The sequence below is a fragment of the Sphingobacterium sp. UBA6645 genome (assembly GCF_002455685.1).
Classification (GTDB): domain Bacteria; phylum Bacteroidota; class Bacteroidia; order Sphingobacteriales; family Sphingobacteriaceae; genus Sphingobacterium; species Sphingobacterium hotanense.
Genome location: NZ_DKLH01000052.1, coordinates 46437 through 61801 on the forward strand (window position 1 = coordinate 46437; position 15365 = coordinate 61801).

The following is a 15365-nucleotide window of genomic DNA, read 5'->3' on the forward strand; positions in this document are numbered from 1 at the left end:
ATTAACCCTACGCACTAGCAATTTGTCAGGTAGTTGTTTATTTTTCGTAGAGGTTTCAAACTTTAAGTCCGTGTGTTGATGAATTTCGCTGATTACTTGTCGAATTCGTAGCGATTCCTTTACGTCAAACTGACACTCTTCTTTAGGATTCAGCCCTTTTAGCTGTGTTCTGATCTCCTTCCTTGTTAGCTCGAAATACATAGGCATATGTTTTGTTATGAATAATTCAGTATATTTATATCGAATTGTTCTACAAACATAATACTTGTTAGCTAACAAAACAAACATTTAACAAACAAAAGCTAACATATTTTATAAGTAATTGATAATCAAGTGGAAAAAAGTAGGATAGCAGAATTGCTAGAACGCGTTGGTATCGAGCCAATTGAATTTGCAAACGCATTAGACGTAAGTAAGGAGTATGTCTATATGCTCAGAGATGGAGCGCGCCCGGTTAGCAAAAAGTTAGCTAACAAAATAGAGAACGAGTTTAATATTAAAAGAGAATATCTGTTAGGTGAAACCGATAATTTTGACGAAGCCTACTTCGGGGATAATTTGTCGCGCCAGTGGAATTCAACTCCGGGATCGAATATTCCTACTGTTATAAATGAAACAAAAACCAAACTACCTAAAAAACAAAAGAACAAAGTGCCATTTTACGATTTAGATGTGACGGCGACGATCACTGGATCATACTTAGACCTTGGGGAAAAGCCTGAGTATTACGTGGACCTTAAGCCATTCAACGATTGCGATGCCTATGTACGCGTATATGGCGACAGTATGTACCCTAAATATCAGTCGGGCGACATAATCGCCATCAAAAAAATAAATAACCTGGGATACATGCGTTGGGGGCATGTGCATTTGGTTGTGTCTGATTCCTATTACGATGACCTGAGAACACTGAAAGAAGTTCATCCCTGCGAGGACGATCCTGAGTGTATCATATTGAAATCGTCAAATCCAAATTTTAAGGGGGAAAATAAAGTTGAAAAGAAACACATTATCGGGCTATTCCTGGTGAAAGGAAAAGTCCGCCAAGACTATATGTAATTATGAAACAAATACTTTTACTCCTAATGCTATCAACGACGCTCATAACATTCGGTCAAGACTTAAAAAATAAAGCGCCGCTTGGAACGATGTATATCGATATCGAAAAAGAGGGCACAAAAGAGGAACTCTACGATTATTTGAGCGAGTGGCTTTTGGATAATAATTTTATGATTGAATTTAGAGATCCTGAGTTATACTTGATTAGGACTGAACCTTTCGAGAGAGGAGCGCATTTGTCTTTCTACACCTTCAGAATAAAAGACGGTAGAATCACTCTTAGTGGGAACTTCAAACAATCAAGTAGCAATGTTGCTCTTTGGGGCACTGGACTAAATGCAAGAGATTCATTCAAGCAGATAAAGAAAGTTACTGGAATGGGACAGCAATCAGCTAGGAATTCATTTAATGACATGCAATTCGTTGCTGAATTGTTAGGAGACAACTTAACATTTAGAAAATAGCAGGGATGAAAAGAATAGCAATATTATTTCTAGCGCTAACAATGTTCTCTTGTTCAAAGGATGACGATAGCCAAAACGAAGTCGTAACAATCGAATATATAATCGAGAACGGCGTTTCAGACGGAGAGGTATCAGTAAACCTGCAGGGACAAACTAAGACAGAGCGTGTTGATATCGGTCCTAACTTTAAATTGGTTAGGGAAGTGAAACCTGATGAATGGTATTATCTAGGCTACGTAACTAAGACGCCGGTTCCGGACAATTTTAAAATGTATGTAAAGATAGATGGTAAGGTCGATCAAACCATTTCTACAAGTTCAGCGAATTGGGGATATACATACACAATTACACGATAAGATATGATGCCATTCGACCCAAACGAGTTATTTAAGTACGAGCTAGATCCTGAGAAAGTTCAGTTAGCTAACTTAATACTAACAATGCAGAACAATGTTATGCTAAAAATATTGATTCAAAAAGCTACGGAGAACGATTGGGCTAGCGATCATTTAGCAGAATACGAAAGTAAATTAGCCGAGGTTTGGGCTAAGCTGTATTCACAATTAGACATTGGAGATAAGGATAAAGATTTAGATATAGAGTTATGAGTGAGCACACGAACAGAATGATAGTAGATTATAGCAGCAGAAAGAATCCGGACAGGGAACGCCCTTATGGTGAAATAGCGGATCGCCTTAACGAGTGGAGAATGTCATCAAAGGTGCTCAATAAAGAATTGGCCGCTACATCAGGGGTGCCCGAGGTCACCATTTCCAGAGTATATCAAGGCATTAGATTCCCCGACCATCGATTACTTCAATTCCTACATACCAAGCATGGAGTAGACCTCAATTGGCTACTTTGCGGAGATAAGGGATAAAACACCATCTTGCACCTTGTCGATAATAGACCAATCAGTAGCTATATATCGCTCTGTGACCCTACTATTATCGACATGGTTTAATGCCATCGCTATCTCATCAGTGCTAAACCCGCAATTATTGAACGCCCAAGTAGCAAAGGTGTGCCGTGCATGGTAAAAGGTGATCCCCACAGGAAGGCCATCATAAACGGTGGACTGCATTGACCTCAGATTCTTAAACCTCTTATCAATATTTTCTTTTGAGTATTTCTCCAATAGCGGCTTTGCTACATCGGGAATCTTAACGCTAATGAAAGCGCGGTCCATACGCTTCTCTCTTGTCTTTGATCGCTCATATTCAATCCTGCCCTTCACTATCTTCCAATTATGGTCGTATATATCTTTGAGGTTCATTCCACATAGATAGAATGAGAGCATAAACAAATCTCTCCCAGTCTCCTTCTGTCCTTTTAATTCAGCGTCTCTAAGTTCTATAAACTCCTCAATAGAAATATCATTTCCCCTCTTACGCGGCTTTGGCGCCTTCGGAACTTTGTAAAAATTAAAGGGGTTATTATTAATTACAGTATTGAACTCCGTATTATATGCCTCTCTGCAGGCATTAAATATTGACTGTATTACCGAGAAGTAGAACTTAACACCGGACGGCGCTAATCCTTTAGTTGAAAGCACTTTCCCCTTTCTAGTATAATCCCAACCCTTCCTTAGGAACTTCTCATATTCTTTCAGTGTCGAGCTGGTAATATGGTGTATGCTTAATGGTTTGTTGTCCGTGAATATTTTAAAGCTTCGAAGAACTGACTCGTAAGAATGATGCGTGCTATTTCTCCCCTGCGCTTTTATAGACTTCAAGTGCGAATCCCCGAATTCGAAAAAGTCAATATCTGTAACTGACTTAGCAGTAGTGATCAGATTCAGCAAAGATTTAGCATCGTAGTAATCTATATTGTCACCAAGCCTGTTTAACGTTTTTCGGTATTCAGAAAGTTTATCACGAACCTCTTCCAATAAATCCTTGTCTTTGATCGTAAAGTTTTTCCGTATCTGATTAGGAGATACTTCAAACTCACTAGCCTTGTAGACCTGTTTACCTTTGTGAGTTAGTCTATACTTTACATTATAGGTACCTTTCTTTTTGAGGTGGTGCTCAAAAATAACGTAGTCAATAGTTGCCATTCTTCTGTGTGGTTTTTTGTAATATACTTGTAATATGTTTTATCTAATATGGTACATCGCTAAGTGTACCCTATTTTACCAAACACACTCAAATATAGGCTTATTGTTACAATTTATCGAATATCTGCGCTTAAACAAATGCCGCCAAATTCAATACGTTCTTGAACTGTCATTATCTTATTTGAGACCGCAAAGGTAGGAACTAATTTTCATTTTCGACAACTACCCCGATACCCTTTAATAGCAGGGAAGCATTAAAAATGGTACATGGACCGTCCTTCAACTTATAGTCGAACAACATCTCCGAACCCTGGACCTGTATATCAAAATGGTAGTTCTTTAAAGCATTTGGATAGTCTTTCGACATCTCCGCCAATTGCAGGTCATGCGTAGCCAACATCCCTTTACCGTTCAAGCCGATCAGCTTTTTTATAATTGCTTTCGATCCTAAGTATTTATCGACCGAGTTTGTTCCACGTAGCATTTCATCAATCAAGAAATAGCTCGCAGGAATCTGCTCCACGCGTTCCAGAATAAACTTCATGCGATCCAACTCCGCCTTGAAGGTCGAAGTACTCTCGTTCAGCGAATCTTTGATACGCATATAGGTCACCAATTCGTAGATCGGGATAGAAAACTCTGTAGCGCAAACCACCCCTCCAGCATACGCTAAAACCGCGTTTATCCCTACTGTACGCAAGAACGTGCTTTTGCCAGCCATGTTGGAGCCTGTAATCAATGCTATCTGATGATCCTCAGCACGGTAATCATTAGCAACCGCTTTCTCCGCATCGATTAAAGGATGATTCACGTCTTTTGCATTCAGTTTGTCTGCTAGAAAATCTTCTTTGATCTCCGGCTGAATCCATTCCGGGAAGTTATAGCGTAGAATCGCCAAGGAAATCAAAGCCTCGTAGGTACTGATCGCATCAAATCCTGAGATTATCGTATCCTGATAGTTATCCTTCCATTTATTGATGGCCATCACTTGCTTAAAATCCCATAGGAACAACATATTCAAGATTGCACCAACAAGCATATTGTTTCTAGCATCTAGCTTATCGATCAACTGCCCTAGCTCACGGATAACCGAAGAAAGCTTCTTATCCCCATCCTTCAATTGCAACTGTGCTTGTAATTCTTTATTGAGCTCACTCTGATATTTTCTATCTTCCATCAGCTTAATCGCATCCGCAAAAGCAATTAGCGAAACACCAATCTTGTCAACCTTATTCGAAAACTGACTCACCTTTCCGCCCTGACTCATCGTCCATAGCAAATGAACAATCGCTAAAGCGATCAAATAGGAAGCGATATTATATACAAACAAGGATACTAGGATGCCCGCAAGGAAGATCCACGGCGCAATAGGCACATAGAAGCGCATAAAAGCATTCCCAAAAGCCATTGACTTGTCATGGAAGTAACTTTGAATGTAGGTCCTTAAATTAACCTTAGAGCCCAAGTTAAAAAGCATCTTCGTTTGGAATACCTGCAAATGTTCTGGATCTTGACTTAACTCCGCTGATGCCGATTGCCGAGCCAAAATATCCTCGCGCTTTGAAGCCTTCAGCAACCAGGAAGCAAGCGAAGAAATACCATCTTTAGTAGCGCAGCGGTTGATCTTCTCAAATAAAGAATGCTGACCAAATACATCCAAATCACCAGTATAGGGATGCTTCGGATCTTCAAATTCCGACCCATTGGCATACATATTTTGATGCTCCTCAATCATTTTGATCTCATTCTCATTGATCTGTAGGAAAACCTTAGCTTCCTGCAACTTACGCTCAATCTTACTATGTCGAAAGACCAAGTAAACAAAGAGAAGAATGATCCCGATAATAGTGCCCACCACCAAGAAGATATTATTGGTCTTAAAAAGCTGGAACACTAAAATCCCTCCGCCGATTATTATGGCCAATCGCAGGAACGAATTCCGCGTTATCTGCTTCTCCAGGCTACTAATCGTTTCCCTAACTGCTTTTATGTTGTTGTGGTAAAATACTTGACTCATGCGCTAAAAATATAAAAAGCCCGGCAAAACCGAGCATTATATTTATTGAATAAAATTAATCTTGAATTTCCTTACCAGGCTTGATCGCCGACAAGCGGCACAAAACGGAAGGTATCTAGCTCGATACGCTCGAAGTCATTCTCGCCCACTCGTAGAATGGTCACCATCTTTTGAAACTTCTCATCACCGACCGGAATAACCATCAATCCGCCGAGGCGCAGTTGTTTAAGCATTTTCTCCGGCACAAAAGGCGCACCGGCCGTAACAATGATTTTATCGTAAGGACCATGTTCAGGAATCCCTTTAGAGCCATCCCCTAAGAAAAAATTAGCCTTATAGCCCATATACGGCAATACCTGTATCGTTCGTTGGTAAAGATTCTCTTGGCGTTCTATGGTGTACACGTTTGCTCCCAATTCCAATAGAATACAGGTCTGATAGCCCGAACCCGTACCTATTTCCAATACCTTATCGCCTTTATTTATATGCAACAGCTGACTTTGGTATGCTACGGTATAAGGTTGTGATATGGTCTGCCCATCGCCGATTGGAAAGGCGATATCCCGATAAGCTTGATTCCAAAAAGTCTCATCGAAAAAGAAATGTCTAGGAACTTTCCCTATTGCATTCAACACCCGCTTATCATCAATCCCCCGCTTCTCCAGGTGTCTCACCAGTTGCTTCCTAGCGCCTTGCTCCCGATAATTATCTACAAACTTGTATGCCATATCGCTCAAAAATACCCTTAATTTATTACATTTTTAATGTTTAAATGCAATTCATTAAAGGTCAGAAGCATGTCCAATTTTGGTTAAATGCAAGTAAAACAACTATTATTTTTGTAAATTAGAACATCGATTCACGCTATCTTATTGCACCGCACATTGTTGCAAAATATAGCCGATTGCGACAAGCTATTAAGGTCTATTCAAAATGAATATAAACTATATATTTCCAACACAAGCGCTAAATATTATTCCCATGAGGCAACTATTCACAATTATTCTGATCGCACTTTTCCAAATCAATCCACTAGCCGCTCAAGAGCAACAGACATCGCCCAAAGATGATGATGTTATCAAAGTCTTGGCCATAGGAAACAGCTTCTCGGAGGATGCTTTGGAAAATTACCTATATGATATGGCGAAAGCAGCCAACAAAAAGATGGTCATCGGAAACCTATATATCGGTGGAGCCCCCCTTTCTTTGCACCTTAAAAATGCCCATAACAACAATAAAGCATACAATTACCGCAAAATAAACTTGGACGGCACAAAAACGAAAACCGATAAGGTAAGTATCGAAGAAGCAATTGAAGACGAGAACTGGGACTTCGTCAGCCTACAGCAGGCAAGCCCCCTATCCGGGAAGTACAGTGTAATTATGGAAACTCTTCCAGACGTATGGACTTATGTTTTTGCACATGTCAACCCTGACACCAAACTGGTCTATCATCAGACATGGGCATACCAGGCAGATTCCAAGCACGAAGGATTTAAGAATTATAACCAAAATCAACTCGTGATGTACGATAGCATTGTAAATGCCACATCCCAGATCGATAAATCCGGCGACTTTAGCTTTATCGTACCTGCAGGAACAGCCATTCAAAATGCTAGAACAAGCAGCATCGGCGATACCTTCACCCGCGACGGATACCACCTCGACCTTGACTACGGACGCTTCACCGCAGCCGCAACATGGTACGCAAAATTATTTAATCTCGACCCCAGAAAGAACGCTTACAAACCCGAAAAACTAACTGACCTGCAAGCAAAGATTGCCAAAGAAGCAGCACAGAAGGCCGTTAAGAAGCCGTTTAAAGTATCTAAAATTAGACGTTAGATTAGAGATTTTAGACATTAGAACGTGATAGGACACAGAATCCTTTGAATAATCTAATATTCTTATTAGTTGTTTTTTTACATTTATTAGCTTAATCGCTGTATCAACAGCGATTAGTTATTCTATTTTCCTAACTTAGGTCAGTAAAATAAATTAATTATCAATTATGAGTATTATCCGTAAAAATCTGGTTGAACATTATAATTGGGGGGATAAATGCGATGGTTGGCATATGCTAAAGACGGAAGGTTTAAGTATTATTGAAGAACGGATGCCTGCAGGTACCGCCGAATCGATGCACTATCATGAACATGCACAGCAATTTTTCTTTATACTCAAAGGTGAAGCTATATTTGAGAAAGAAGGAAAACAATTCGAAGTTAAAGCGAAACAGGGCTTTGTAATTAAACCACTTGAGAAGCACCGAATACTAAATAACTCGAAGGAAGATCTGGAGTTTCTAGTAATTTCCGAACCTCGTGCACACGGCGACCGTATAGAAGTAACAGGCTCAAATCTTAACACATCAAAGAGATAGCCCTTATTATAATGCCCCAGTTCTAAATTCCGATCCATCCATATAAAACTCATCTCACTCCACCAGCAAAAGATAGCAGCTCCACTCTAATGTCTTATGTCTAATATCTAAAATCTAATAGGGATCAACATCAATCTGCACCCGAACGCCTTTATTCTTTTTGTCGAGTTCGAAGTGTAGGATTGCTTGTCGAATCAGTTCCTTCACTTTGACGATGGAGATATCTTTGCGTTCGATTTTGAGGGTAATGGTTTGGATAAAATTATTACGTACTCTAGCGACCAATGGAGGTTCGGGGCCTAGCACGCGCTGGCCGAGGGTCTGTCGCAAAAGGGACGCTAGATGACTTGCTGCGGCATGCACCAAATCTTTATCGGGATGCTTTACATCCAATTTAATTAGTCTATAGAATGGAGGATATTGATAGTTTTTACGCTCGGTAACTTCCGTCATGAACATATCCTCATAATCGTGATTTCTTACCTGCTCCAGGATACGGTGATTTGGCGTATAGGTCTGGATGATCACAGTACCTTCCGCTTGTCGGCGACCGGCGCGGCCTGCAACCTGCGAGAATAGGGAGAATGCACGTTCATAGGCTCGGAAGTCGGGGAAGTTGATCATGCCATCGGCATTGATGATACCGATCAGGCTGACATTTCCAAAATCTAAGCCCTTTGTGATCATTTGTGTTCCGATCAGCACATCAAACTCCTGATTATCAAACGCCGATATCACACGGTCGAAACCATATTTTCCTTTGGTAGAATCCAAGTCTAAACGACCGATCCTCAGATCCGGCATCAGCAATTCCAGCTCCTCTTCCACCCTTTCGGTACCGAATCCCTTGCTCTGCATATTCGGCATGCCACAGGCCGGACATACGTTCAAGGTATCTTCCGAGAAGCCACAATAATGGCAATGCAACAGATTGCTGGTCTTATGATACGTCAAGCTCACATCGCAATTGACACATTTGGCTACATACCCACAGGTACCACATTGCAGAAACGGCGTATGTCCTCTTCTATTCTGGAATAGGATAATTTGCTCTTTTCGTTCAATCGCTTCTTGGATCGCCGTCAATAGTGCCTTGCTGAAATACGAACTCATTTCATCTTTCCGAGAGGCCTCCGTAACATCGACAACTTGAATAGCAGGTAGCTTAGCATCACCAAAGCGCTCTAGCAATTTCACTAAGCCGTATTTCCCAGCCTTCGCATTATAGTAGGACTCGACAGAAGGCGTAGCAGAACCTAGTAATACCTTCGCCTGATGCTGATGGGCAAGATAAATAGCCGTATCACGCGCATGGTATCTTGGTGCCGGATCATACTGCTTGTAAGAGTTTTCGTGTTCCTCATCGACGATCAGCAAACCCAAATCTTTGAACGGAAGGAAGATTGACGAGCGCGCACCAATAATCACCTGGAACTCACCTTTACGGACTTTATGCCATACTTCAGCACGCTCATTATCATTGAACTTTGAATGATAAACCCCTAGCTTATCACCAAAGTGCAACTTCAGGCGCTCTGTAATTTGCGCCGTCAATGCAATTTCCGGCAATAAGTAAAGCGCGTTCTTACCTTGCGCAAGCGTCTCTTCGATTAATCGTATATAAAGTTGTGTTTTGCCCGAAGCCGTAACTCCATGTAATAACACCACATCTTTTTCATTGAAATAGCTTTTAATCTCATCATAAGCCCTTTGCTGTGCCTCGCTGAACTTAAAATCAGGAGATAAAAGTATATCCGTTCCTTCAAAGCGGCTAACCACTTTTTCCTCCACTTCCAGCACGCCCTTATCAATCAAGCCGGTAATCGCGGAGGTACCACAGCCACTGGCCTCCATCAAATCCTGCCGAGATATATCGGATTTGGTCTTACGAAGTTGAAAATAAGCTAAAATAGCATCCTGTTGTTTTGGCGCTCGATTCAATTCATCCAATAACGCTCGTTTACTATCATCGTCAAAGAATACCTTCGATAGCTTCAGGAAAACCTTCGTCTTGGGCTTATATTTCTCCTTGATCTCTTCCGAAATCAAGATATAACCATGCTCAAATAAACTCCGCAACAGGGGGAAAACGGACTTCTGCCCCAAAATCTTCATCACATCGTTGACCGACAGCTCCCCCGCCACGTCTAGCGCATCCAATACCATATAGCCCTTATCGGATAATAGGGATCGATCCAAATCAGGATTATCAGACGCGACAATCTTCGTCTCTGATGCCATTTTCAAGGCTGCCGGCAAAGCCGCTTGCATCACATCCCCCGTATGGCACATATAGTAATCCGCCATCCAGTCCCACAGTTGCAGTTGTCGCTCATTAACGATAGGTTCGTCATCCGCAACGTCTAAAATATATTTTGCCTCGTATTTGGAAGGTGCCTCCTCCGTTATGGATTTCACGATACCCGAATAGATCTTGTTTTTCCCGAACTGCACAATGACGCGCACACCAATCTCCACCCTCTCATTCAACTCGTAAGGAACGCGATAAGTATAGGTCTTTGCGATTGCCAATGGCAATACGACTTCAACAAAAAGTGTTTTCCGGTTTCGGGGCAACAATTCCAATTCAGACATACTACAAAAATATAGAAATAAAGGATTATAAGGCTGTATTTGTCGTATTAAATAAGTACCTGATTCAGGTTATTAATCTTTTATAGCCTTTTCATAACCCAATCAAAACCCTTCCGGAGCGGGTTTGAATTGGGAGTGAATTGGGAGTGAAAGGGGAGAGTATTGGGTTTGTCTTAGACATTAGATAATAGATATTAGACATTAGAGTATGTCTGAACCAGGAAAGGAAGGATACAAGGATTGACAGGATCGAGGGTTTACCTTTCTTTCCAATCCTGATCACCCTTGTATCCTTCCTTTCCTGGTTCAAGATAAAGTTCCCTTTCTTGTTTAAACTAAAGGTTCAACACTCCCCTCCATTAAGAAAATACAACTTGACATTGCAATGAACGAGAATAAAAACTATGCTCTAAACAAAATAACAGTCACAAAAAAAGGCGCCTAGTTGGCGCCATACTCTAATATCTAATATCTATTGTCTAATATCTAACTCACGCTCTATGCTTAATTGCAGCTACAAAGAGTGCTATCCAACCGACCATAAAGCATACGCCACCGATTGGTGTTATTGGGCCGATAACGGATAGGTTTTCTAGTCCTAGTAAATTTCTGGTGCTCAGTAGGTATAGCGATCCTGAGAACAGGAGGATACCGAGAGTAAACATGATGAAAGATACGCGTATAGACTGGCTCTTTGCTCTAGAGAATGTGGATAAGAAGAGTAGAGCTAATGTGTGGTAAAAGTGGTATTGATTTGCAGTTCCCCAAGTTTCTAATTGTTTGTCGGAGATCTTTCCTTCCAGGCCATGTGCGCCGAAAGCTCCTAATATCACGGCTAACAGACCGAAAAATGATGCTGTTAAAATGATTTGTTTGTTCATAATTAACTAAAATACCTGCTTGTAAATTTTCGTTTATAAATGTATAAAATAAATCTCAAAAGCCTTCACTTTTTACAATTTTGTCTATCTTGAAGATTTATTACCTTTGAAGTATCAGGTTTAGCGTTCATGAGAAATACAATTATTGTTTCAATACTCCTATTTATTGCGGTTGTCGTAGCGTCGGTGTTTTATTTTGGAGATTTAAATAAGGAGGAGAAGAAATCCGTTAAGCCCATCAACTATCTACCGAGTGACACGTATTTAATTACCTCCTTTGTAAACGGCGCCACCACAGACAATATCTTTAAAGATTTTGAGATATTCGAGGCCGTTTTAGGACATTCCTTCCAAGACCATATATCGCAATTGAAGCAACAACTATTGCGCAATAAAGATATCGCAAGCTACCTGACCGATCAGGAGATGTTCGTATCCTTCCATCCCGAGAAAGAGGGTATCGCAACGTTGTTCAGCATCCCTACTACCGAGAAGATCGACAAGGAAACGATCATTGAGATACTTCCCAAAATAGGCACTGATTATCAGATGCAGCAGCAGGATACCTTAGGTATGCAGCTATTTAGCTATAAAGCTGCAAAATCGGACTCAACCTTCTACGTAAGCTATTTGGACGATATATTTTTCGCTACGTACAGCAAGGAATTGCTGTTGAAAACCTTGGATAAAAAGACGCCTAAATTCGACGAAAAACAAGTTGAATTCTTCAATAAGAACAATAGTCGGAATGCTCCCTTTACTGTTTATTTAGCACAGCAAAACCTTCCGGCAATCGTTGATAAATTCAGAAGAAACAGACCCGGCGATTTCCTTCGTCAGTTTATCAATATCAAGGGACAAACCGCTTGGAACATCAATTATAAGCAGGACGCACTTATGCTGTCCGGCGAGAGCGAACTGGAAGAGACGAAGGGGCATTATATTGCCTTGTTTGCTAATCAGCGCAAAACAACGCAACGGCTCTATAACTACTTCCCTTCGAATAGCGCCATGTTCATTGAGTATTCTTTTAGTGATGCCAAGGCATGGCAGAATGATTTAAATGCATGGCATGCCATCACCGAGGACTCGAAACAATTGGAGGCACAGACCAAAGAAATTGAGAAAAACCGTGCAGATCTATTGACTACTTTTCAGGCAGCGATGGGCGGTGATTTCGCAGTGGTAGAGCAGAACAACTCGGATTATCTAGGTTTTATCAGCATTCAAGATAGCAGCAAATTTCTGGACGTGCTCAGCGATGTCGCAGAATCTGTCGGCGATAGTACTTACCGGTTCCGCTATTCCAATATCCCCTATCGTGTTTATGGCGAAGGTTTAAAAGCATTCAGCAGACCTTATTTTAAACGAATCGATGGCCTTATCGTGATGGCGAACCATCAATCTACACTTCGGGAATATGCGCAGAAATGGCGCAGAAAGGATCTGTTGATCGGTACTTTAGGGTTCAAAAACTATGAGAAAATTCAGGGGAATGAGGCTAATGTGACTGTATTTTTAAATACCAAGAACGCTAGCAGTTTTTTGATCAACAACCTGGAAACAGCATACAGCAAGAACTTTAGGAACAATAAAGAATATGGGCTGCAGGAGTTTTACTCCTGGTCGCTACAGCTGACCGGTAACTCGGGCAACTTCCTAAGCCGATTATATGCAATTTACAAGAGCAAGAATACCTTGGGCGCTACGCCAGAGTGGACATATAGCATGGGTAGCCGCTTGATTACCGGTCCATTTGTATTCGAGCATTCCGATACCTCGCAATTTATCTTCGCTCAAGAACAGGATCATACGGTGCATGCCGTACATCCGTCTGGTAATAAGTTATGGACTACGCTATTCGCGGGGCGCATCGTAGGCAAGGTTCAGCAGTTACAAGACCGCTCCCTATTGGCAGTAACCGACCGCCGCCGCTTATATCGCTTTGACAGCAACGGAAAGACCTTGCGCGGTTTTTCAACGAGCATTAAAGATGAGCCAATTAGCCATCCTACTCATGTCGACTGGGGAGGTCAGCAAATGTTGTTGATTCCTGGAAAAAACAGAGTAATGGCTTACGATATGGAGGGTGGTCCGATCGATGGTTGGGACAATGTGCAGGTTGATGGAGAGATCCTGGGGCCGGTGCAGTTTCATGATAACAAAGCCATCGTAACAACAAGCTACGGCCGTGTTTACTTCTTTGATGCCGGCGGGAACAAACTACAGGAGATCGATGTTCCCGGAGACATTAGCTTTGTGAGCAACGTAGGTATCGTTGTACGCGAAAATCAGACGCTATACTACGCGACGGATGATATTGGCGATGTATATAGAATGACCGCTGACGGACAGAGCAGCAAAGTTTTCGAAGGACGTTGGAACAATAAGTACATAGTAGATTTTGAGAATGTAAATGGTACTTCTGCGCCGGAACTCATTGTTTTAGATGGTCCACAATTACAGGTTTACCAGCTTGGCGACACCTTACAAAAAGTATATGAACATACGTTTACCCAAGACGTGGACAACAGGCCTTATTATTTCGCTTCGGGCTCTGGCGGTCTGATGAGTTTGGGAATTGCTGCGCAAGGGACCAATCTAATTTATCTCTTTGCGGAGAATGGTACGCTAGTCGATGGTTTCCCTCTCGAAGCGCAGCCGCTATTTTATTATGGAAAGATAAACTACAATTCTTCAAACTATTTAATCTGTACGCGTAGAGATTTCAAACTCTATGCCTACAGGCACTAAACAACTTATCATCAAGGCCTTCCCCACGCTACAAGCACTGTTAAAAGCTTGTTAAAGGGGGATAGTTTTTTTTCAAAAGCCAACTTTTTTTCAGTAGGTTTGCAATCACAAATTACATATGTTAAAAGGAGAAGAAAATTTACATTTATTAACCGAACCTAAAAAGATCATTATTACCACGCACCATAAACCTGATGGTGATGCATTAGGCTCATCCTTAGGCTTATATTACTGGTTGCAGAAAAACGGACACGAGGTAAACATTGTGTTATCTTCGGATTTCCCGACTTTTCTAGACTGGATGCCTGGTCGTGACTCTTTAATTATATATCCAGAACAACCGGCTATTGCACAGCAGTTATTTGATCAAGCAGATATTGTTTTCTGTTTAGATTACAGTGCGCTTTCCAGAACGAATATTCTTGAGCCGGTGATTCGCGAAGCAAAAGGACAAAAATGGATGATCGATCATCATTTGGATCCGGAGGACTTCTCGACACTTTCGTATTGGGATTCCAATGCGGCAGCCACAGCGCAGTTAGTTTATTCCTTTATTGCCGATGTATGCCACAAGCAAGATCAAGTTGACGAAAAAATTGCTACTTGTTTGTACACCGGCATCATGACCGATACGGGTTCTTTCCGCTTCCGTTCGACGACTTCAGATGTTCACCGCATCATCGCGCATTTGTTGGATGCAGGGGCTAGAAACTGGGAAATCCATGAGCATATCTACAATAGTTCCACGGAAAACAGATTGCGTTTCTTAGGCTATTGCCTGATGAATTGCCTAGAAGTAATTCCTGAATACCATACTGCATTATTCGCCCTGACAAAGGACGACTTGGAGAAATTCAACGTAACAACCGGAGACACAGAGGGTTTGGTGAATTATGCATTATCGATAAAAGGCATTCGATTGGCAGGATTATTTGTTGACAGAACTGAATTAATTAAACTATCTTTGCGTTCTATCGGCGATATCCCTTGTAATGAGATTGCTAGAAAGCATTTCAATGGTGGAGGACACTTGAATGCTGCCGGTGGGAATTCATCGGAAGATCTACACAGCGTTGTAGAAAGATTTAAGGCAGTATTGCCAGAGTATAAGAATTATTTAACATAAGCATATTTTAAGCGTTATAAATAGAAA

14 protein-coding genes are annotated in these 15365 nt (G+C 41.3%); 9 read left to right on the forward strand and 5 right to left on the reverse strand.

What is annotated here, in order from left to right:
* Positions 1-333 precede the first annotated feature (333 nt).
* The 5 genes from B2400_RS10395 to B2400_RS10415 are packed head-to-tail and all read left to right on the forward strand — an operon-like array spanning position 334 to position 2403.
* A complete protein-coding gene (locus tag B2400_RS10395; RefSeq protein WP_293933181.1) occupies positions 334-1059 on the forward strand; it encodes a LexA family transcriptional regulator in 726 nt (241 codons plus the stop codon).
* 2 nt (positions 1060-1061) lie between these two features.
* Positions 1062-1523 (forward strand): hypothetical protein, encoded by a 462-nt coding sequence (locus B2400_RS10400; RefSeq protein WP_293933182.1) that lies wholly within the window; start codon positions 1062-1064, stop codon positions 1521-1523.
* Between the two features lie 5 nt (positions 1524-1528).
* A complete protein-coding gene (locus B2400_RS10405; RefSeq protein WP_293933183.1) occupies positions 1529-1879 on the forward strand; it encodes a hypothetical protein in 351 nt (116 codons plus the stop codon).
* A gap of 3 nt (positions 1880-1882) precedes the next feature.
* Positions 1883-2131 carry a hypothetical protein gene (locus tag B2400_RS10410; protein ID WP_293933184.1) on the forward strand — a complete coding sequence of 83 codons (249 nt, stop codon included), beginning with the start codon at positions 1883-1885 and terminating at the stop codon, positions 2129-2131.
* 17 nt (positions 2132-2148) lie between these two features.
* Entirely contained in the window at positions 2149-2403 is a 255-nt protein-coding gene (locus tag B2400_RS10415; RefSeq protein ID WP_293933185.1) for a helix-turn-helix domain-containing protein, read from the forward strand.
* Here B2400_RS10415 and B2400_RS10420 read toward each other — a convergent pair.
* From B2400_RS10420 to B2400_RS10430, 3 genes are all read right to left on the reverse strand, one after another.
* Positions 2380-3582, reverse strand: a complete 1203-nt coding sequence (locus B2400_RS10420) for a tyrosine-type recombinase/integrase (protein WP_293933186.1) — start codon at positions 3580-3582, stop codon at positions 2380-2382. The two genes, B2400_RS10415 and B2400_RS10420, sit on opposite strands and share 24 nt — an antisense overlap.
* Positions 3583-3784: 202 nt before the next feature.
* Positions 3785-5599: a MutS-related protein gene (locus B2400_RS10425; protein WP_293933187.1), complete on the reverse strand. Its 1815-nt coding sequence runs from the start codon at positions 5597-5599 to the stop codon at positions 3785-3787.
* Positions 5600-5670: 71 nt separating this feature from the next.
* On the reverse strand, positions 5671-6327 hold the full coding sequence (locus tag B2400_RS10430; RefSeq protein ID WP_149526949.1) for a protein-L-isoaspartate(D-aspartate) O-methyltransferase: 657 nt from the start codon (positions 6325-6327) through the stop codon (positions 5671-5673).
* 253 nt (positions 6328-6580) lie between these two features.
* Between B2400_RS10430 and B2400_RS10435 the strand changes: the two genes are divergently transcribed.
* Positions 6581-7444 carry a DUF4886 domain-containing protein gene (locus B2400_RS10435; RefSeq protein WP_293933188.1) on the forward strand — a complete coding sequence of 288 codons (864 nt, stop codon included), beginning with the start codon at positions 6581-6583 and terminating at the stop codon, positions 7442-7444.
* Between the two features lie 232 nt (positions 7445-7676).
* Positions 7677-7982 (forward strand): cupin domain-containing protein, encoded by a 306-nt coding sequence (locus tag B2400_RS10440; protein WP_293933189.1) that lies wholly within the window; start codon positions 7677-7679, stop codon positions 7980-7982.
* 114 nt (positions 7983-8096) lie between these two features.
* Here the strand turns inward: B2400_RS10440 and priA are convergent, their stop codons facing one another.
* Entirely contained in the window at positions 8097-10577 is a 2481-nt protein-coding gene (priA, locus tag B2400_RS10445; RefSeq protein WP_293933190.1) for a replication restart helicase PriA, read from the reverse strand.
* Positions 10578-11068: 491 nt separating this feature from the next.
* A complete protein-coding gene (locus B2400_RS10450; RefSeq protein WP_149526952.1) occupies positions 11069-11458 on the reverse strand; it encodes a DUF423 domain-containing protein in 390 nt (129 codons plus the stop codon).
* Between the two features lie 129 nt (positions 11459-11587).
* Between B2400_RS10450 and B2400_RS10455 the strand changes: the two genes are divergently transcribed.
* Both B2400_RS10455 and B2400_RS10460 read left to right on the forward strand, forming a co-directional pair.
* Positions 11588-14212, forward strand: coding sequence for a hypothetical protein (locus B2400_RS10455; protein WP_293933191.1), 2625 nt, complete (start codon positions 11588-11590; stop codon positions 14210-14212).
* Positions 14213-14330: 118 nt separating this feature from the next.
* Positions 14331-15338 (forward strand): DHH family phosphoesterase, encoded by a 1008-nt coding sequence (locus B2400_RS10460; protein WP_149526953.1) that lies wholly within the window; start codon positions 14331-14333, stop codon positions 15336-15338.
* The last annotated feature ends 27 nt before the right edge of the window (positions 15339-15365 follow it).